The 18,334-nt window shown below is 63.2% G+C and carries 20 protein-coding genes; 11 read left to right on the top strand and 9 right to left on the bottom strand.

Annotated features, from left to right (window positions below; translation table 11 throughout):
• Positions 1-12 precede the first annotated feature (12 nt).
• A complete protein-coding gene (locus APH28_RS27490; RefSeq protein ID WP_060513544.1) occupies positions 13-903 on the bottom strand; it encodes a LysR family transcriptional regulator in 891 nt (296 codons plus the stop codon).
• Positions 904-1,005: 102 nt separating this feature from the next.
• Here APH28_RS27490 and APH28_RS27485 point away from each other — a divergent pair, with 102 nt between their 5' ends.
• From APH28_RS27485 to APH28_RS27460, 6 genes are all read left to right on the top strand, one after another.
• On the top strand, positions 1,006-2,085 hold the full coding sequence (locus APH28_RS27485) for an extracellular solute-binding protein (protein WP_060513543.1): 1,080 nt from the start codon (positions 1,006-1,008) through the stop codon (positions 2,083-2,085).
• 24 nt (positions 2,086-2,109) lie between these two features.
• Positions 2,110-3,072, top strand: a complete 963-nt coding sequence (speB, locus tag APH28_RS27480; RefSeq protein ID WP_060513542.1) for an agmatinase — start codon at positions 2,110-2,112, stop codon at positions 3,070-3,072.
• Between the two features lie 134 nt (positions 3,073-3,206).
• A complete protein-coding gene (locus tag APH28_RS27475; RefSeq protein ID WP_060513541.1) occupies positions 3,207-3,524 on the top strand; it encodes a hypothetical protein in 318 nt (105 codons plus the stop codon).
• A gap of 21 nt (positions 3,525-3,545) precedes the next feature.
• Complete coding sequence (locus APH28_RS27470; RefSeq protein WP_060513540.1) at positions 3,546-4,694, top strand: PQQ-dependent sugar dehydrogenase; 1,149 nt, start codon at positions 3,546-3,548, stop codon at positions 4,692-4,694.
• 61 nt (positions 4,695-4,755) lie between these two features.
• Positions 4,756-5,865, top strand: coding sequence for a cell division protein ZapE (gene zapE, locus APH28_RS27465; protein WP_060513539.1), 1,110 nt, complete (start codon positions 4,756-4,758; stop codon positions 5,863-5,865).
• A 12-nt stretch (positions 5,866-5,877) separates the two neighbouring features.
• The gene (locus tag APH28_RS27460; protein ID WP_060513538.1) at positions 5,878-6,459 is read left to right on the top strand and encodes a DinB family protein; all 582 of its coding nucleotides are present in this window, start codon (positions 5,878-5,880) and stop codon (positions 6,457-6,459) included.
• On the opposite strand, the gene APH28_RS27455 is transcribed toward APH28_RS27460, so the two are convergent.
• The 4 genes from APH28_RS27455 to yegQ all read right to left on the bottom strand — a co-directional run bounded on the left by APH28_RS27455 (position 6,456) and on the right by yegQ (position 9,866).
• On the bottom strand, positions 6,456-7,481 hold the full coding sequence (locus tag APH28_RS27455; RefSeq protein WP_060513537.1) for an alpha/beta fold hydrolase: 1,026 nt from the start codon (positions 7,479-7,481) through the stop codon (positions 6,456-6,458). The two genes, APH28_RS27460 and APH28_RS27455, sit on opposite strands and share 4 nt — an antisense overlap.
• A 74-nt stretch (positions 7,482-7,555) precedes the next feature.
• Entirely contained in the window at positions 7,556-7,993 is a 438-nt protein-coding gene (locus tag APH28_RS27450; RefSeq protein ID WP_060513536.1) for a YqaA family protein, read from the bottom strand.
• Complete coding sequence (locus APH28_RS27445; protein WP_060513535.1) at positions 7,993-8,421, bottom strand: DUF411 domain-containing protein; 429 nt, start codon at positions 8,419-8,421, stop codon at positions 7,993-7,995. The genes APH28_RS27450 and APH28_RS27445 overlap by 1 nt, the downstream gene beginning before the upstream one ends.
• A 110-nt stretch (positions 8,422-8,531) precedes the next feature.
• Entirely contained in the window at positions 8,532-9,866 is a 1,335-nt protein-coding gene (gene yegQ, locus APH28_RS27440) for a tRNA 5-hydroxyuridine modification protein YegQ (RefSeq protein WP_060513534.1), read from the bottom strand.
• A 129-nt stretch (positions 9,867-9,995) separates the two neighbouring features.
• Here yegQ and APH28_RS27435 point away from each other — a divergent pair, with 129 nt between their 5' ends.
• Complete coding sequence (locus APH28_RS27435; RefSeq protein ID WP_060513533.1) at positions 9,996-11,060, top strand: AI-2E family transporter; 1,065 nt, start codon at positions 9,996-9,998, stop codon at positions 11,058-11,060.
• 9 nt (positions 11,061-11,069) lie between these two features.
• On the opposite strand, the gene APH28_RS27430 is transcribed toward APH28_RS27435, so the two are convergent.
• Positions 11,070-13,133: a TonB-dependent receptor domain-containing protein gene (locus tag APH28_RS27430; RefSeq protein ID WP_060513532.1), complete on the bottom strand. Its 2,064-nt coding sequence runs from the start codon at positions 13,131-13,133 to the stop codon at positions 11,070-11,072.
• Positions 13,134-13,362: 229 nt separating this feature from the next.
• Here APH28_RS27430 and APH28_RS27425 point away from each other — a divergent pair, with 229 nt between their 5' ends.
• The 3 genes from APH28_RS27425 to APH28_RS27415 are packed head-to-tail and all read left to right on the top strand — an operon-like array spanning position 13,363 to position 14,346.
• The gene (locus tag APH28_RS27425) at positions 13,363-13,608 is read left to right on the top strand and encodes a helix-turn-helix domain-containing protein (RefSeq protein WP_060513531.1); all 246 of its coding nucleotides are present in this window, start codon (positions 13,363-13,365) and stop codon (positions 13,606-13,608) included.
• A gap of 11 nt (positions 13,609-13,619) precedes the next feature.
• Positions 13,620-13,991: a head completion/stabilization protein gene (locus APH28_RS28495; protein WP_082432406.1), complete on the top strand. Its 372-nt coding sequence runs from the start codon at positions 13,620-13,622 to the stop codon at positions 13,989-13,991.
• Entirely contained in the window at positions 13,984-14,346 is a 363-nt protein-coding gene (locus APH28_RS27415) for a hypothetical protein (protein ID WP_060513554.1), read from the top strand. Before APH28_RS28495 ends, APH28_RS27415 begins: the two co-directional genes overlap by 8 nt.
• Positions 14,347-14,348: 2 nt before the next feature.
• Here APH28_RS27415 and APH28_RS27410 read toward each other — a convergent pair whose 3' ends face one another.
• Positions 14,349-14,735 carry a helix-turn-helix domain-containing protein gene (locus tag APH28_RS27410; protein ID WP_060513529.1) on the bottom strand — a complete coding sequence of 129 codons (387 nt, stop codon included), beginning with the start codon at positions 14,733-14,735 and terminating at the stop codon, positions 14,349-14,351.
• A 202-nt stretch (positions 14,736-14,937) separates the two neighbouring features.
• Between APH28_RS27410 and APH28_RS27405 the strand changes: the two genes are divergently transcribed.
• Positions 14,938-15,243, top strand: coding sequence for an ogr/Delta-like zinc finger family protein (locus APH28_RS27405; protein ID WP_060513553.1), 306 nt, complete (start codon positions 14,938-14,940; stop codon positions 15,241-15,243).
• A gap of 43 nt (positions 15,244-15,286) precedes the next feature.
• Here the strand turns inward: APH28_RS27405 and nuoN are convergent, their stop codons facing one another.
• Entirely contained in the window at positions 15,287-16,756 is a 1,470-nt protein-coding gene (gene nuoN / locus APH28_RS27400; protein ID WP_060513528.1) for an NADH-quinone oxidoreductase subunit NuoN, read from the bottom strand.
• A gap of 7 nt (positions 16,757-16,763) precedes the next feature.
• Complete coding sequence (nuoM, locus tag APH28_RS27395) at positions 16,764-18,296, bottom strand: NADH-quinone oxidoreductase subunit M (RefSeq protein ID WP_060513527.1); 1,533 nt, start codon at positions 18,294-18,296, stop codon at positions 16,764-16,766.
• Positions 18,297-18,334: the final 38 nt, after the last annotated feature.

The following is an 18,334-nucleotide window of genomic DNA, read 5'->3' as shown; positions in this document are numbered from 1 at the left end:
GAAGAGGCCATGTCAGCAGAACGCTACCAGCAGATCCTCCACAAATGCCGCCTGCGCTTCCCCAGGCACTTGTGCCCGATGCCGAGCCAGCGTAAACGGCACCACAAAATCCAGCCCCGGATCCAGCCCCCGCAACAGCCCCTGAGCCTCCCAGCTCGCCGCACAGTGACACGGCAGATAACCAATATGCCGCCCCGACAGAATGAACGTCAGCACGCTCTCGATCTGCTCCGCCACTGCCATGCTGCGCCGGCTCTGGAAGGGTTCGCCGCCCTTGAGGAAGCGGTAGGGGTGGCGCACCTGGTCCGCTTTCAGCAACTGCTCATGGGTCACCTCGAGCGAATCGAACAGCGCATGCCCCTTGCCGCAGTACAAACGCTGGCGCTCCTCGAACAACGGCTGATAGTCGAACGCCGCCTGGTTGCCGGAAAAATAGCTGATGGCCAAATCCAGCCGTTGCTCCAGCAGCAGCCGTTCCAGTTCCGCTGGCGGTGCGCTGATCAGCTCCAGTTGCACGGATTCCTCGCGTTCACGAAAACGAGAAATCGCCATCGCCAGGCGAATGTTCACCGCCGCATCCTGGTTCTCCGCCATGCCCACCCGCACCGTCCCCAGCAGGCGCCCGGCCACGCCATTGGCCTGCTGGCGGAACAGTTCGATGTTCAGCAACAGGCCACGCGCTGCTTCCAACAGCAACTCGCCCTTGTCGGTCAGGCGAAAGCCACCTTTGCCGCGGCTGCACAGGCGATAACCGAGCCGTGTTTCCAGCTGCGCCATGCGCTGGCTGATGGTGGGCTGGCTCAGGCCCAGTACGCCCTGTGCGGCACTGAAGCCGCCGGCCTCTACTACAGTGACGAACAGCCGCAGCAGGTGCAGGTCGGGGTCGTGCAATTGTCCGAGCATTACATTGATCCTGATGAATGTCAGCTTTGCAAACTTGCCATTTTTGCAATGTAACCCGGCTGGCATGCTGGCGGCATCCACCCATTCGCCGAGGTGTCCGCCATGCGTCGATCGTTTTGCCTGTTGTCCTTGATCCTGGCTCTGCCACTGCAGGCAGAAGAAAAGGTCGTCAATCTCTACAGCTGGGCCGACTACGTCGCCCCCCAAACCCTCCAGCGCTTCGAAAAGGAAACCGGCTACAAGGTGCGCTATGACACCTTTGACACCACCGAAGTCCTGGAAACCAAGCTGCTTACCGGCCGCAGCGGCTACGACGTGGTGGTGCCGTCAGCCACTGTGTTGGCCCGGGCGCTGAAGGCCAATGCCCTGCAACCGCTCGATGCGCAGGGCATGCCTGGGTACGCCAACCTCGACAAGGACCTGCTGGCCAAGCTGGCCGAGACCGACCCCGGCAACCGCTACGCCGTGCCCTACACCTGGGGCACCCTGGGCCTGGGGGTGAACGTCGAAGCTGTGCGCCAGCGCCTGGGCGATGTGCCGCTGGACAGTCTCGACCTGCTGTTCAAGCCCGAGTACGCCAGCCGTCTGAAGGCGTGCGGCATCGCCATGCCGGACTCGCCGCAGGAAGTGATCGGCGTCGCCCTCAACTACCTCGGCAAGGACCCGTACAGCCAGGACAAGTCTGACCTCACCGCCGCACAGAACCTGCTGGACCAGCTGCAGCCGTCGATCAGCTATGTCGCCAATGGCCGTCAGATCAGCGATCTGGCCAACGGCAGCGTGTGCCTGGCGCTGACCTACAACGGCGATGCTGCCATGGCTGCCGACCAGGCGCGCCGCGCCGGCAAGCCGTTCGAGCTGATCTACCGCATCCCTCGTGAAGGCACGCTGGTGTGGCAGGACAATCTGGTCATCCCCAAGGACGCCCCGCACCCGGAAGCCGCTCGAGCCTTCATCGCCTTCATGCTCAAGCCAGAGTCGGTGGCAGCGCTGACCAATACGCTGTTCTTCGCCAACGCCAACCAGGCAGCGACGCCGCTGGTGGATGACGCCGTGCGCAATGACCCGGATATCTATCCACCCGCCGATGTGCGTGAGCGTTTGTACGCCGACCGCAGCATGGCCCTGTCCGACCTGCGCCAGCGCAACCGGCTGTGGACCGCGTTCCGTAGCCGCCAGTGACCGAGAATACAAAGGAGCCCAACCGTGGAACAAGCCCAGAACAACGACCAGGCCATGACCCGCGACAGCCTGTACGGTACCGCAGCGGAAAGTACCTACGCCGGTATCACCAGTTTCTCCCGTCGCCGTTACAGCCGCGACCTGCGTGGGGTGGATGTGGTCGTCAGCGGTGTGCCGTTCGACACCGCCACCAGCAACCGCCCCGGCGCGCGCTTCGGGCCGCGCGCAATCCGTGCCGCCTCGGTGCAGCAGGCGTGGGCACGTCACTGGCCGTGGGCATTCGACCCGTTCGACCACCTGGCCGTGATCGACTATGGCGACTGCGCGTTCGACAGCGGCACCCCGCAGTCGGTACCGGACAGCATCCAGGCCCACGCCGAGCACATTCTTGAAGCCGGTTGCGCCATGCTCACCCTGGGCGGTGATCATTTCATCAGCTACCCGCTGCTCAAGGCCCATGCCCGGCGCCATGGCCCGCTGGCGCTGATCCATTTCGATGCGCACAGCGACACCTGGCCGGACGAAGAGGGGCGCATCGACCATGGCACGATGTTCTGGCACGCCGCACGCGGGGGGCTGGTCGATCCGTCGTGCTCGGTGCAGGTCGGCCTGCGCACCACCAATGACGACAGCCAGGGTTTTGCCATTCTCGATGCCCGGCAGGTACATCGCCAGGGCACCGAGGCAATCATCGCGGCGATTCGCCAACGGGTCGGTGACCGGCCGGTGTACCTGACCTTCGACATCGATTGCCTCGACCCGGCCTATGCGCCCGGCACCGGCACCCCGGTATGCGGCGGCTTGAGCACGGTGCAGGCACTGGAGATCCTCGGTGGCCTGCGCGGCATCAACCTGGTGGGCATGGACCTGGTGGAAGTGGCGCCGGCCTATGACCATGCCGATATCACCGCGCTGGCCGGGGCCACCCTGGCCATGGAGATGCTCTGCCTGTACGCGGCACGGCACAAGGTAGACATTGCCCGGTGATCGGCGGGCCTGATGGGCAATGCCATCAGGCCCATACTGAAACATCAGGAATCGCATTCACACTTTTGCCGCGAACCCTTCGCGCCTTAGGCTATCCAACGCTCAAGGCGCGTTCTTCGTACATGAGGTGAAGCATGAATCTTACATTGCCGACCCTGGCCATTGGCCTGCTGCTGTGCCTGCCGGTGCAGGCAGCGCCTGTGCAGCCGTTGCAGCTCGCTGCCAGCAACAACAACCCCTACAACAGCCCGGTCCAGCGCGCCAACCCCAACAGCCGCCAGGGCAGCATGCCGGCTACACCGCCTGTGCGCGGCCCGTCCACCGAACCCATCTACCGCACGCCAAGCCTGGATAACCGCGGCATAGGCAATGGCGACAACATGCGCCGCCAGCAGCAGGCGCCCAATCTGGAGCCGACGCGGCCACCGCGTGATAGCCAGCGTGTGCCATGACCCCACAGAAAGGAATCCTGCATGACCCGAACCCATTGGCTGACGACCCTGACCGCCGCTGCGCTGTTGCCGCTGCTGGCCCATGCCGCTCCCGAGCAACAGCTGCCCAGCGAGGAAGGGCAACTCACCGTCAGCACCGTGACCGATGGCCTGCGCAACCCCTGGGCGCTGGCGTTCCTGCCGGGTGGCAAGGACATGCTGGTCACCGAGCGCCCCGGCAACCTGCGGGTGGTCAGCGCTGAAGGCAAGGTCGGCCCGCCCATCAGTGGTGTGCCCAAGGTCTGGGCCGAAGGCCAGGGTGGCCTGCTCGACGTGGTGCTGTCGCCGCAGTTCGCCAAGGACCGCACGGTTTATTTGTCCTACGCCGAGGAGGGCAGTGATGGCAAGGCCGGCACGGCAGTGGGCCGTGGCCAGCTGTCCGAGGATCGCGCGCGGCTGGAAAACTTCAGCGTGATCTTCCGCCAGCAGCCCAAGCTGTCGGTAGGCAATCACTTCGGCTCGCGGCTGGTGTTCGACCGCGACGGTTTCCTGTTCATCGCTCTGGGCGAAAATAACCAGCGCCCGACCGCCCAGGACCTGGACAAGCTGCAGGGCAAGGTCGTGCGGATTTTGCCCGACGGCGAAATACCCAAGGACAACCCCTTCGTCGGCAAGCCGGATGTTCGCCCGGAAATCTGGTCGTTCGGCCACCGCAACCAGCAGGGGGCTGCGCTCAACCCCTGGACCGGCAAGCTGTGGACCCACGAGCACGGCCCGCGCGGCGGCGACGAGATCAACATCCCGGAGCCGGGCAAGAACTATGGCTGGCCGATCGCCACACACGGCATCAACTACTCGCTGCTGCCGATACCTGAGGCCAAGGGCAAGCATGTCGACGGCATGGTCGACCCGCACCATGTCTGGGAGAAATCGCCTGGCATCAGCGGCATGGCCTTCTATGACAGCCAGACGTTCAAGGCCTGGGATCACAACCTGTTCATGGGTGCGCTGGCGGGGCAGGAATTGATTCGCTTGCAGCTCGATGGCGACAAGATCGTCCACGAAGAGCGCTTGCTGGGTGAGTTGAAGGCGCGTATCCGTGATGTGCGGGTGGGGCCAGATGGCTACCTGTATGTGCTCACCGATGCCAAGGATGGGGCATTGCTGAAGGTCGGCCTGAGCGAGGGCTGAAGACTTGCCGGCGATAAGGCCAGTGCGGACAATAGGGTTCTGACAGGCCAAGCCAACCGCCATGCCCATTGATCCGCAAACCCTCTATCATCAAGCCCTCAGCGAGCAGGGCTATGCCCAGGACCCGGCTCAGGATCGGGCAGTCGTTGCCCTGCAAGTCTGCTTCCAGGCCATAGAACAGGGTCATATCCCTCAGGGCTTGTACCTCTGGGGGCCGGTCGGCCGTGGCAAGACCTGGCTCATGGAGCTGTTCCACCGTTGCCTCAGCGTCCCGTCCCGGCGCCAGCACTTCCACCATTTCATGGTCTGGGTCCACCAGCGCCTGTTCCAGCTCAACGGCACGGCCGACCCCTTGCAGGCGCTGGCGCGGGAACTGGCCGGGCAGATTCGTGTGCTGTGTTTCGACGAACTGTTCGTCAGCGACATCGGCGATGCGATCATCCTTGGCCGCCTGTTTCAGGTGCTGTTCGACCACGGTGTGGTGGTGGTCGCCACCTCCAACCAGCCGCCGCAACAACTGTATGCCGACGGTTTCAATCGCGAGCGTTTCCTGCCAGCCATCTGCGCCATCGAGCTGCACATGCAGGTGCTTTCGGTGGCCGGCGAGCAGGACCATCGGCTGCATCCGGGCACACAGCGCCAGCGTTACTGGGTGGCCGAAGCGGGGAGCAAAGGCGGTGCGCTGGCAGCGGTGTTCCAGCAGCTAAGCCCTGATGACGCCGGCAGCAACGCACCCCTGCAGCTCGGTTCGCGGCAGATCAAGGTGATCCGGCGCAGCGCCCAGGCCGTCTGGTGCCACTTTGCCGAGCTTTGCGAACGGCCTTTGGCCGCCATGGAGTTCATGGCCCTGTGCGATCGCTTCCCGGCGATCCTGGTCGAGGGCATCCCGGCCTTGGGCGGTGAGCAGCGGGCCGGGCGCATTGCCCGCGGCACCGAGGATGGTGCGGCGCGTGTCGCGGCGGGTGACCGTGAGCTGCCGATGCTGTCACCCAAGGATGACGCGGTGCGCCGTTTCATCGCCCTGGTCGACGAATGCTATGACCGTCGGGTGGCTCTGTACCTGGAGGCGCAGGTTCCGCTTGATGCGCTCTACACTCAAGGGTATCTGGCGTTCCCGTACCAAAGGACCCTGAGCCGGCTACGGGAGATGCAACTGCAACGCTTCGCCTGAAGGAGCCGAACCATGGAGCCGCTGTCGCATCATCTGCTGACCCAGGCCTACAACAATGGCTGGGCCAATCACCGCCTGTACAAGGCCTGTCTGCAACTGACCCACGACGAGTTCGTCGCCCCTCGCTGCAGCTTCTTCCCGTCTATCAAGGCCACCCTCAACCACCTGCTGACGGTGGACTGGTTCTACCTCGACATGCTCGAATGCGAGCAGCGCGGTGAAGCGCCGAACCCGGATGGCGAGCGCTTCTTCGAGCCGGAACAACCGTTCGTCACCTGCACCGACCTGCATGCCGAGCAGGCCCAGGCCGACCACCGGCTGATCGCCTATTGCGGCCTGCTGCAGGATGCCCACCTGGGGCGCTACGTGAGCATCGTGCGACCGCAGCGGATCCAGCGCGAACGGCGCCTGCGCCTGCTGGCGCACCTGTTCGAGCACCAGATCCATCACCGGGGGCAGGTTCACGCGATGCTCAGTGATACGGCGATAAGGCCGCCGCAGCTGGATGAGTTCTTCTGCGAAGAAGAAGCTGACCTGCGGGCGCTGGATTTTGCCGAACTCGGCTGGAGCGAAGCGCAGGTCTGGAAGGGTTAGCGGCCGAGCCACTCTATCAGTGTCCGGTTGAAGCGCCGTGGTTCCTCGATCTGCGGCGCATGCCCCATGCCCTCGAAGGCCACCAGCTCGCCTTGGGGAATCAGCTTGGCCACCTGCGGCCCCAGTTCCTTGTACTTGCCCAGCGTCGCTTTCACCTCAGGTGGCGCAATATCGCTGCCGATCGCCGTGGTGTCCTGATCGCCGATCAGCAGCAGGGTCGGCATCTTCAAGTCCTTGAACTCGTGATACACCGGTTGGGTGAAGATCATGTCGTAGATCAGCGCCGAGTTCCACGCCACCACCTCGTGCCCCGGCCCCTTGTTCAGCCCCACCAGCATCTGCACCCAGCGTTCGTATTCGGGCTTCCAGCGCCCGGCGTAGTAGGTCTTGCGCTCGTATTCGCGCACGCCTTCAGCATCGAGCTTGAGTTCGCGTGCATACCACTGGTCCACTGTGCGGTAAGGCACGCCGAGGGCTTTCCAGTCTTCCAGGCCGATGGGGTTGACCATCGCCAGGCGCTCGACCTGCTGCGGGTACATCAGTGCATAGCGGGTGGCGAGCATGCCGCCGGTGGAGTGGCCGAGCACGATGGCGTGCTTGACGCCCAACTGTTCCAGCAGGGCGTGGGTGTTCACCGCCAGTTGCTGGAAGCTGTACTGGTACTGGGCCGGCTTGCTTGAGGTGCAGAAGCCGATCTGGTCGGCAGCGATCACCCGATAACCCGCCTGGCTCAGGGCGTCGATGGTGGTCTCCCAGGTAGCAGCGCAGAAGTTCTTGCCGTGCATCAGCACCACGCTGCGGCCGTTGGCCTGGCCTTGGGCAGGCACATCCATGTAACCCATCTGCAGGTGCTGCCCCTGGGACTGGAAATCGAAGTGCTTTAGCGGGTGGGGGTAGGTGAAGCCTTCGAGCTGTGTGCCATAGGTAGGCGATTCGGCAGCGATGGCCGGGGCGCCGGCGAGGCAGGCCAGGGCCAGGGCGCCGGCGAGGCAGGCCAGGGCCAGGGCGGTTGTGCGCAGCATGGGTCACTCCATGTAGGGCCATGTAGGAATTGGCGACTGTAGCAGTCAGCGGAGCACCTTAAACGTTAAAGGTGTTACCAAGCATGAAACCAGCCCAGGCTAATCATCGCCACGACGATATAGCGGCCGCCCTTGGCCAGGGTCACCAGCAGCAGAAAACGCCAGAAAGGCTCACGCATGATGCCGGCAATCAGGGTCAGCGGATCGCCGATCACCGGCATCCAGCTCAGCAGCAGCGACCATTGCCCCCAATGCTGGTAACGCTGCTGCGCGCGTTCCAGCTGGCTGGCGCTGAAGGGGAACCAGCGCTTGCCGCGCAGGTGATCGATGGCCCGGCCGAGCAGCCAGTTGACCACCGAGCCGAGCACATTGCCCAGGGTGGCCACCAGCAGCAAGGTCAACCAGGCTTCGGGCTGGCGCAACAGCAGGCCGACCAGCACGGCCTCTGATTGCAGTGGCAGCAGGGTGGCGGCACCGAAGGCGCTGAAAAACAGCGCCCAGACGCTCAGCATCAGTAGCTGGCGACCACGGTGTCCTGGCCATCCTGGGTTACGCCGATGACTTGGTAGGCTTCTTTGTGGTCACCCATTTCCATGCCGGGCGAACCCATCGGCATGCCCGGTACGGCCAGGCCCTTGAGGTCGTCGCGCTTGGCCAGCAGGCGTACCTGCTCGGCGGGCACATGGCCTTCGACGAACTTGCCGTCGATCACCCCGGTGTGGCACGACGCCAGGCGCGGCGCAACGCCCAGGCGCTGCTTGACGGCGCTCATGTTCGGCTCGACATGGTCGTTGACGGTGAAACCGTTGTCGCGCAAATGGCTGATCCAGGCCTTGCAGCAGCCACAGTTGGGGTCGCGATAGACATCGATGGTTTCGGCGGCCTGGGCCAGGCCGGTGATGGCCAGCAGGCCGAAGGTGAGCAGGTGTTTACGCAGCATGGTCAGGCAACTCCTGGGGCAATCAGTGAATTCAAGGCCAGGCAGTGGCCGGCCTGGCGGATTGTCATCAATGCACCTGTCAGCTGGCTGAGGTGCAGATTACGCTTTTGTCAGGTGACCTGTTCATCACCCCCGAGGTCACGCATGAGCAGGCCGTACTCTAACGTAACTTGCTCGGGAATCGGCAGGTACACCACATGGCCGTCGCCGGGTGCCACCTCGATGGCCTGCTGCTGACGGTCGAACAGGTGGTGCAGGTCAAAGTGATAGTTACCGCGAGGGGTCATCAATTCCAGGTGGTCGCCCAAGGCGAAGCGGTTCTTCACCTTGACCTCGGCCAGGCCATCGACGCGCCCCCCCGTCAGCTCACCGACGAACTGCTGGCGCTCGGACAGCGAGTTGCCACGCAGGTAGTTCTGGTACTCATCGTGCACATGGCGGCGCAGAAAGCCTTCGGTGTAGCCGCGCTGCGCCAGCGATTCGAGGTTGTCCATCAGGGCCATGTCGAACGGCCGCCCGGCTGCTGCATCGTCGATGGCCTTGCGGTACGACTGGACCGCCCGGGCGCAGTAGAAGTGACTTTTGGTACGGCCTTCGATCTTCAGCGAATGCACGCCCATGGCCGCCAGGCGCTCGACATGCTGGACGGCGCGCAGGTCCTTGGCGTTCATGATGTAGGTGCCATGCTCGTCCTCGAAGGCCGGCATCTCGCTGCCCGGGCGGTTGCTCTCCTGCAACAGGAAAACCTGCTCGGTGGGCGTACCCAGGCCCAAGGTCGGCTCGATTTCGCGGACGATATCGCCCGTGGCGTTTTCCGTGGCTGGCATGGCCTCGTATTTCCAGCGGCAGGCATTGGTGCAGGTGCCTTGGTTGGCGTCGCGTCTGTTCAGGTAACCTGACAGCAGGCAACGGCCGGAGTAGGCCATGCACAGTGCACCGTGAACGAACACTTCCAGCTCCATGTCCGGAACGTGCTGGCGGATTTCTTCGATTTCCTCCAGCGACAGCTCGCGCGACAGGATCACCCGGCTCAGGCCCAGCTGCTGCCAGAACTGCACGCTGGCCCAGTTGACCGTGTTGGCTTGCACCGACAAGTGCACCGGCATTTGAGGAAAATGCTGGCGCACCAGCATGATCAGGCCTGGGTCGGACATGATCAGCGCATCGGGCGCCATCTCGACCACCGGCGCCAGGTCCTTGAGAAAGGTCTTCAGCTTGGCGTTGTGCGGGGCGATGTTGACTACCACATAGAAGCGCTTGCCCAGGGCATGCGCCTCGGCAATGCCCAGTGCCAGGTTGGCGTGGTCGAACGCGTTGTTACGCACCCGCAGGCTGTAGCGTGGCTGGCCGGCGTAGACCGCGTCGGCACCATAGGCGAAAGCATAGCGCAGGGTCTTGAGGCTGCCGGCGGGGGCAAGCAGTTCGGGCTTGGCGGGTAGGTTCATGGGCGCACCGGGGCAAAGGCGCGGATGCTAACGGCTGACCAGCGGCGGGGTATTGATTTGAATCAAGACCGCTGCGGCACTTTTGCGCAGGTGGCGTGCACTAACAACCATGACACTTGAGGAGTCGCCATGAACCAAGACGCTCTACAGAACAAAGCCCTGGCAGTACTCCTGACACTGGTGACCATCGCCTTCGTGTGGATCCTGCTGCCGTACTACGGTGCCATCTTCTGGGCGGTAATTCTCGGCATCCTGTTCGCGCCGTTGCAGCGTCACTTGCTGATCCGCTTTGGCCGCCGCCGTAACCTTGCTGCGCTCGGCACCTTGCTGGTGTGCCTGCTGGTAGCCGTGTTGCCGGTGATCATCACCAGTGCCCTGCTGGTGCAGGAAGGCGCCAACTTGTACCAGCGTATCGAGAGCGGGCAGCTGGATATCGCCGGTTACGTCGAGCGTGGCAAGGACCTGCTCCCGGCCTTTGCCCAGCACGGCCTGGACCAGATGGGCATGGGCAACCTGGACGGGCTGCGCGACAAGATCACCAAGTGGGCTACCCAGGGCAGCCAGGTGCTGGCGAGCCAGGCGTTCAACTTTGGCCAGGGCACCTTCGAGTTCCTGGTGAGCTTCGGCATCATGACGTACCTGCTATTCTTCTTCCTTCGCGAAGGCGCCGACGTGGCGCGCCGGGTGCGCCTTGCGGTGCCGCTGCCGGAGCACCAGAAACGCCGCCTGCAATTGAAGTTCAACCGGGTGGTGCGGGCCACGGTCAAGGGCAATGTGTTGGTGGCCATTACCCAGGGTGCGCTGGGTGGTTTCATCTTCTGGGTGCTGGATATCCCCAGCGCACTGGTGTGGGGTGTGCTGATGGCCTTCCTGTCACTGTTGCCGGCGGTGGGGGCGGGGATCGTCTGGGCGCCCGTGGCGGCGTATTTCTTGCTCACCGGGGCGATTTTGCCGGGGGTGATCCTCGCCGCGTTCGGGGTACTGGTGATCGGCCTGGTGGACAATGTGCTGCGGCCGATCCTGGTGGGCAAGGACACGCGCATGCCCGATTACCTGATCCTGGTGTCCACCCTCGGTGGGCTGGCGGTCTTCGGGCTCAATGGCTTTGTGATCGGGCCGTTGATCGCGGCGCTGTTCGTCTCCAGTTGGGCGATTTTCGCCGCGACCAAACCACAGGTGCAGTTGCCGTCCTGAGTGGATGATTCAGCGGAAGCTGTAGGAAACACCGGCATAGACGGCAAAGCCTTCGCCCGGTGTCGAGCGTGCCACGTCCTGCCCGGCATCGTCGTAGCCCGGCGTCACCGTTGCCGCGTAGCGCGTGTTGGTGAGGTTGCGCAGGTCCAGCCAGGTTTGCCAGTCCTGCTTTGGCGAGTCCCAGCCCAGGCGTGCACCGAGAAGGGCATAGGCATCGGCATGGTAGCTGTTGGCGTAGTCGACCTGCACCTTCGACGCCATCTGCGTGTTGACCCCGGCGTAGAACCCGCTCGGCCAGTCGTAGCGTAGTTCGCCCTGGTAATAGTGCATGGGGATGCCGGGCAGGCGGTTGTCGTCGAACTTGTCGTCGTCGCGGTAGTGGAAGTCGCTGAAGGTGTAGGCCTGGCGCAGGCTCAGCTTGCCTGTGCCGGGTTGCTCCCAGAGGATGCTGTCGAGGCCGGCTTCGACGCCCTGATGCACGGTGGGGCTGGCGTTGAATTCCTTGAACGGCAAGCCTTGCACGACTTCTACGTTCAGCAGTTCATGACGCACCTGCGAGTAGTACCAGGCCAAGTCCCAATGCCCCAGCGCCGAATCGCCGCGCGCGCCCAGTTCCAGGGTGGTGGCGGTCTGGTTCTGCATCTTCATGGGCTGGTTGTTGACCGGCGCACTCCAGACCAGTGACCACGGGTGCGGTGGCTCCACCGAGCGGCTCAGGTTGCCATAGACCTGCAGATCCGGGCGAATGTCGTAGCGCAGGCCAACGCGTGGCGCATAGTCCCAATCATGCTGGCTGACCTTGCCGCCATCGGCCGGGTAAGTGACATCGCTTTCGCGGCGGGTGTAGATCATCGCAAGGCCAGTGGACAGCCACAGGTCGGGGATCAGCTCCAGGTCATTGCCCACATGCAGTACGGTGTCCGAACCCTGGTAGGTGAAGTCGCGCGTGCGGGCACCGACCACGTCGTTGACCCGCGAGAACTGCGAGGCGCCGCTGTTGGGCAGGTGCTTGGTGGTACGCCAGCCGACGGTGGTCCTGCTCTCGTGGCCGAACAGGGTGTCGCGGCGGAAGTAGTTCAGCGTGCCGCTGACATCGGCATAGGCCACCTTCAGGCGCATCGCGCCCTCGCGCAGGTCCATCGGATAGTCGTGATAGACCAGCCCGGTCTCCAGGCGCGAATCGTCATCGAGGAAAAAGGTGGTCTTGTTGCCCACCCAGGTGCTGCCCGGCTGCGGGCGGCTGTCGTTGCGCGACAGGTAGCCCGGGTTGGCAGCGCGTGGGTCGTGCTTGATCTGCGCCTTGGTCAGGCGCCCGGCCAGTTCGTTTTCGGTTTCCCGGTAGCGCAGGTAGAAGCGTGTTTCCAGGTTCGGGTTAAAGCGATAACCGACGTTGGCGGCGATGCCTTTGGCGCTACCGCTGCTGTGCGTCTGGTAGCCGTCGTACTCCGAGTCGGTCAGGGCCACATAGTAGTCGAGGTTGCCCAGCACTTGCCCGGAACTGATCTGTCGGTGCTGGTAACCGCGGCTGCCGGCCTCATAGCGCACCTGCAGCGGCGCGGCATCGTAGCCGGTATGGGTCACGTAGTTGATGGCCCCGCCCAGGGCCAGTGAACCTTGATCGAAGCCGTTTGCCCCCCGCAGCACTTCGGCGCGGCTCAGCCACAGCGGCTCAAACAGCTCATAGGGCGTACCGCCCGGCCCGGTAAGGGGCAGGCCATCGAACATTGTGTAGACCCCGGAACCATGGGCGCCAGGCGCACGGTTGATGCCCGAGCCGCGGATCGACAGCTTGATGCCGTCGTTACCCGCCGACTGCGCGAACACGCCAGGCTGGTAGGCCAGCACATCCTGGTTGCTGGCGACCCGGCCTTGCCCGACACGTTGCATGTCCACCAGGTTGCTGGCGCCAGGCACTGCTCGGAGGCGTTCGCGGGCGTTCTCCAGTTCGCTTTGTTCCTCGCCATTGATCAGCACCTGGCCCAGTTCGATGGCAGGCGCTGCCGTGGCTTGCTGACCGACGGTGAAGAGGGCCAGCAGGCCTAGGTAAGACGAGAGGGGCAAAACGGGACGCATCGTACAACTCCAGGCGATAGGCAGACGGACAACGGCGTTGTGACGCGCGAAAAGCCGATCGAAGCACGGCGATAAGAAATTTTCCTGTGTAGTTCGTGTTGGACGGATGTGTAAGACGGTTCTTTACAAGTTGCATCGCTGGAGCGGGCATGGCCGGCCTCCGTAAGGTGGCCCCTAGGCGGCAGCACTCCGCGCTGCCCAATCTGGCGACTACTTGGGGAACTCAGTGATGGATACCAACCTGCGACGGACACCTGAAAGCCATACCGGTGCGCCGATTCACCTGACACCGCGCGAACAGCAAGTGCTGTTGTGGTGCGCCTACGGCAAGACCTCATGGGAGATCGGTCAAATCCTGCAGTGCAAAGAGTCGACGGTGAACTTTCACATTTCCAACCTGCTGCGCAAGTTCGATGTGCCCACGCGCGTCGCAGCCGTCATCAAAGCCATCCGCTACGGCATGTTGGCCGAGTAGTGAGGAACGACATGCGTGCTGAACACATAATCCCGCAATCACCAACCGAGCCTTCGTACAAGGCTTCACGGTTTCCTGATTGCCACGATCCCTTCTGGCCACGCATCGAACTGAGCGTGGTACGTGAAAACCTGCAGCTTGGCGAGGAGGTCAGTGAGGCTCGCCTTGCCTTGGCGGTGCGCTGCGCCGCCATCGATGCCGCCAGGGAATTTGCAAGCTGGCGCAGCGTTATGCGTCGCCGTGGTTACCGTCGCCTTGAAGAGGTGGCCGGGCATGCCAGCGGCAGGGCGCTGTCTGTCTGCTATCGATACTTCATCGCCGCTGCGGTAAGGCGTGAGCTGCATGGCGGGCCGGCAGCTGGCGGAGGCACTGCACATGGATGAGCCTTATCTGATGGAGGCCGCCATCGCTGCCTTCTACGAATTGCTGGATACCGAAGGCCGGGCGTTGTTTGGTGCACTTTTGGGGGCCTTGCTGGTAAGCGCTGCCCGAGACCGGTTCATCATCGTGTCGCGCAGGCGGCTGACTGCCCGCAAGCAGGTGCTGCTGGTGTTTTTGACCCTGGGGGTCGGTTACCTGTTCGAGCCGCTGTTGCACGCGGTGGTGCCAATGCTGTCCCGTGGCATGGCCGCGTTCGCCGCTGCGGTGGTGGTTATCCCGATTACCTTGAAGGTGCTCGTCTGGCTGGACTCGGTGGACCTGCGCGAACTTGTCCAGCGCTGGCGCCGCCGGGGCTGACCCTACGGTGCCGCAGAGGCGCGTCTTGCCAGCTCCTGCAATTGCTGCTCGAGCTGACGGATACGTTGCTTGTCTTCGATATAAAGCAGTACTGACTGGCGGTCTGAATGGGAAAGCTCGCGCAGCCGGTCGAGCATGTCGCTCTGCCAGCTGTCCTGGCTTTCCACCACACGGCTGTCATCACGCTCACCCAGAAGCAGCCAATCCAGCGAGCAGCCGTGCTGCCGGGCAAGGTCTATGCAAAGTGAGTAAGGAATGCTGTCGCGTACCTTCCAGCTGCTCAGTGTCTGCGGGCTGACATTCAGAGCCCTCGCCAATTGAACGTCGGTCTCGGAGCCGGTAAGTAGCTTGAGGCGCACCAGCACCGATGCAAACAAGTGGCTACTCATAACAAATAATCCATGAGTGGTTTAACAACATTCCTTGGGCTTAAAATACTCGATATGAATATGCGCCCTTTGATTTGAGGAGATATCTTGGCATGAGAAGTAAACTGATGAAAAACCTTTCTATGACCGTAGCCAATGCTCGAGCCAATAAGAGGCTTTTCTTACAGCTTGATGGTTCAGGCAGCACATGCAGGTACGTTGCGTGAGCACTTATAAACTGGTCTGCCCCCACTGCAACAGCCGTATGCGCATTCGGACCAGTGAAGGTCGCCATGTCTTCCTGCGCGTAGCCTACTTGCAATGTATCAACGAGGCCTGCGGCTGGTCGGTGAGGGCGGAGTTTGAAATGACCCACGAACTGTCACCCAGCGGGATGCCGAATCCGGAAGTGCACTTGCCTTCGGCCAGCAAGGAGCTGCGCAAGTCTGCTGCCTTGGCGCGCAATGAAAGCTCGCCTGCTGGCTCAGGGCTGGAAAAGCCAATCGAGGTAGCCACCAAACGCAGATAAAAAAACACCCCGCATGAGCGGGGTGTTTGTTTTTCAGCAGGGATCAGCCCAGCAGTTGCAGGCCAGCGTGCTGGACCATGTCCAGCAGTGGTTGCGGATACACGCCCAGGACAAAGGCGAGAATGGCGATGGCCAGCAGCATCACGCCGCCGGTGCGCTGTTCCCACTTCAGCGGGGCGTCGTGGCGACGCAGGTTCGGCTCGACCAGGTACAGGGTGACCATGACACGCAGGTAGTAGTAGACGCCGATGGCGCTACCAATCACCAGGGCACCGACCAGCCACCACAGTTGCGACTCGACGCCGGTGGCGATGATGTAGAACTTGCCGATGAAGCCAGCGGTCAGCGGGATGCCGGCCAGCGACAGCATCATCACGGTCAGTACCGCAGTCAGGTACGGGCGGCGCCAGAACAGGCCGCGGTACTCGTACAGCGCGTCGGCGTCACGGCCGGCATAAGGCGAGGACATCAGGGTGATGACACCGAAGGCGCCGAGGCTGGTGATCACGTAGGTGACCAGGTACACGCCCATGGCTTCCAGGGCCAGGCCTTTGCTGGCAACCAAGGCGATGACCAGGTAGCCGAAGTGGGCGATTGACGAGTAACCAAGCAGGCGCTTGAGGTTGCTCTGGGTCAGCGCCAGCAGGTTGCCGATCAGGATCGACGCCACGGCGATCACGCCCAGCACGGTGCTCAGCACGCCGCTGCTGGCAGCAGGGGAGAGCATGAACAGGCGCACGACCACGGCGAACACAGCCACCTTGCTGGCGGTGGCCAGGAAGGCGGCGACCGGCGCCGGAGCACCTTCGTACACGTCCGGAGTCCACAGGTGAAACGGTACCAGCGACAGCTTGAAGGCCAGGCCGACCAGCATCATGCCCAGGCCCAGCTGAGCCAGCAGGCTAGGCATGCTGGTGGCGGCCAGGGCCTTGCCCAGCTGGTCGAAGGTCAGGCTGCCAGCATCCGCGTACAGCAGGGCCATACCGAACAGCAAGAAGGCCGAACCTGCGGCCGACAGCACCATGTATTTGATGCCGGCTTCCAGCGAGCGCTTGTTGAAGAAGGCATACGCCACCAGGCCATACACCGGAACCGACAGCAGCTCCAGGCCGATGAACAGGCCAGCCAGGTGGTTGGCGCTGACCAGCACCAGGCCACCGAGGGCAGACATCAGCAGCAGCAGGTACAGCTCTTCACGGTTGCCCGGGAAGCCCTTGGCGCCCTCGCCGAGGTAAGCGTGGGCAAGGGTGACGCAGGCCAGCGTGGCGACCAGGATGATCGCCATGTACAGGCAGGCGAACTTGTCGATGGTGATCAGCGAGGTGACCGCCAGCGGCGCGACCTTCAGCGCCGGCAGGATCGACAGTAGGGCCAGGTTCAGGCCCACGGTGGACAGCAGGAAGGTCTGCGAGTGGTTGCGCTTCCAGGCGATCGCCAGCATCACCACCACCGTGGTGAGGGTGGTGATCAGCATCGGCGCCAATGCGATGAAGTGTTGAGTGGTGAATTCCATAGCGCTCTTACCGGGCCGAAGCGAGTTGAGTGAAAGCGGAACCGAGCCACTGCTGCACACCACTCATGGTGGCGGCAGAGGTGTCGAGGAACGGCTGTGGATACACGCCCAGCAGGATCAGCAGCCCGGCGAGGCCGAGGACCATGATCAGCTCGCGATTGTCCATGCCGGCCAGCACGGTATCGGCCTTGGCCGGGCCGAAGTAGGCGCGGTGGATCATGATCAGCGAGTACACCGAGCCGAACACCAGGCCGGTGGTGGCGATCACGGTGATCCACGGTACGTGCACGAAGCTGCCGATCAGGATCAGGAACTCGCCAACGAAGTTGCCGGTGCCTGGCAGGCCCAGCGACGCGGCAGCGAAGAACAGGCTGATGGCCGGCAGGTAGGCGATGCGGTGCCACAGGCCACCCATCTGACGCATGTCACGGGTGTGCAGGCGCTCGTACAGCTGGCCGGACAGGATGAACAGCGCGGCAGCCGACAGGCCGTGGGCCAGCATCTGGATCACCGCGCCTTGCAGGGCTTGCTGGCTGCCGGAGTAGATACCGATCAGCACGAAGCCCATGTGCGAGACGCTGGAGAAGGCGATCAGGCGCTTGATGTCGGTTTGCGCAAAGGCCAGGAAGGCGCCGTAGAAGATACCGATCAGGCCCAGGGTCATGGCGATCGGCGCAAACTCGGCCGAGGCGTTCGGGAACAGCGGCAGGGCGAAGCGCAGCAGGCCGTAGGCCGCAGTCTTCAGCAAGATACCGGCCAGGTCCACGGAACCTGCGGTCGGTGCCTGAGCGTGAGCGTCAGGCAGCCAGGAGTGGAACGGCACCACCGGCAGCTTCACCGCGAAGGCGATGAAGAAGCCCAGCATCAGCAGGTACTCGGTACCGGCGGGCAGCTCGGCCTTGAGCAGGTCGCTGTAGTTGAAGGTGATCACCCCGGTGTTGCTGTAGTTGACCAGCACCAGGCCGAGGATCGCCACCAGCATGATCAGGCCGCTAGCCTGGGTGAAGATGAAGAACTTGGTCGCCGCGTAGATCCGGGTCTTCTTGCCGTCTGCCGAGCTGTGACCCCAGAGCGCGATGAGGAAGTACATCGGCACCAGCATCATTTCCCAGAAGAAGAAGAACAGGAACAGGTCCAGGGCCAGGAACACACCGACCACGCCGCCGAGGATCCACATCAGGTTGAGGTGGAAGAAGCCGACGTGGCGCTGGATCTCTTTCCAGGAGCACAGTACCGACAGCACACCGAGCAGGCCGGTGAGCAGGATCATCAGCAGCGACAGGCCATCGAGGGCCAGGTGGATGCTGATGCCGAAGCGCTGGATCCACTGGACTTTGTATTCCAGGGCCCAGGCAGGCTCGCCACCCGGAGCAGGGGCCAGGGTGTAGTCGCCATTAGCCCACAGGTACAGGCCGATGCCGAGCAGCAGGGACATGGTCAGCAGCGCGATCCAGCGCGGCAGGGTGGCGCCGAAGCGCTCACCCAGCCAGCACAGCAGGCCGCCGATGAAGGGGATCAGGATCAGCCAAGGCAAAATCATGACGGGTTGGTTTCCTTTCGCAGAGTCGCAAGGTTCGC

This window comes from Pseudomonas sp. NBRC 111124, from assembly GCF_001320245.1.
In the GTDB taxonomy this organism is placed as follows: domain Bacteria; phylum Pseudomonadota; class Gammaproteobacteria; order Pseudomonadales; family Pseudomonadaceae; genus Aquipseudomonas.
This window is presented reverse-complemented; position numbering and strand designations above follow the sequence as displayed.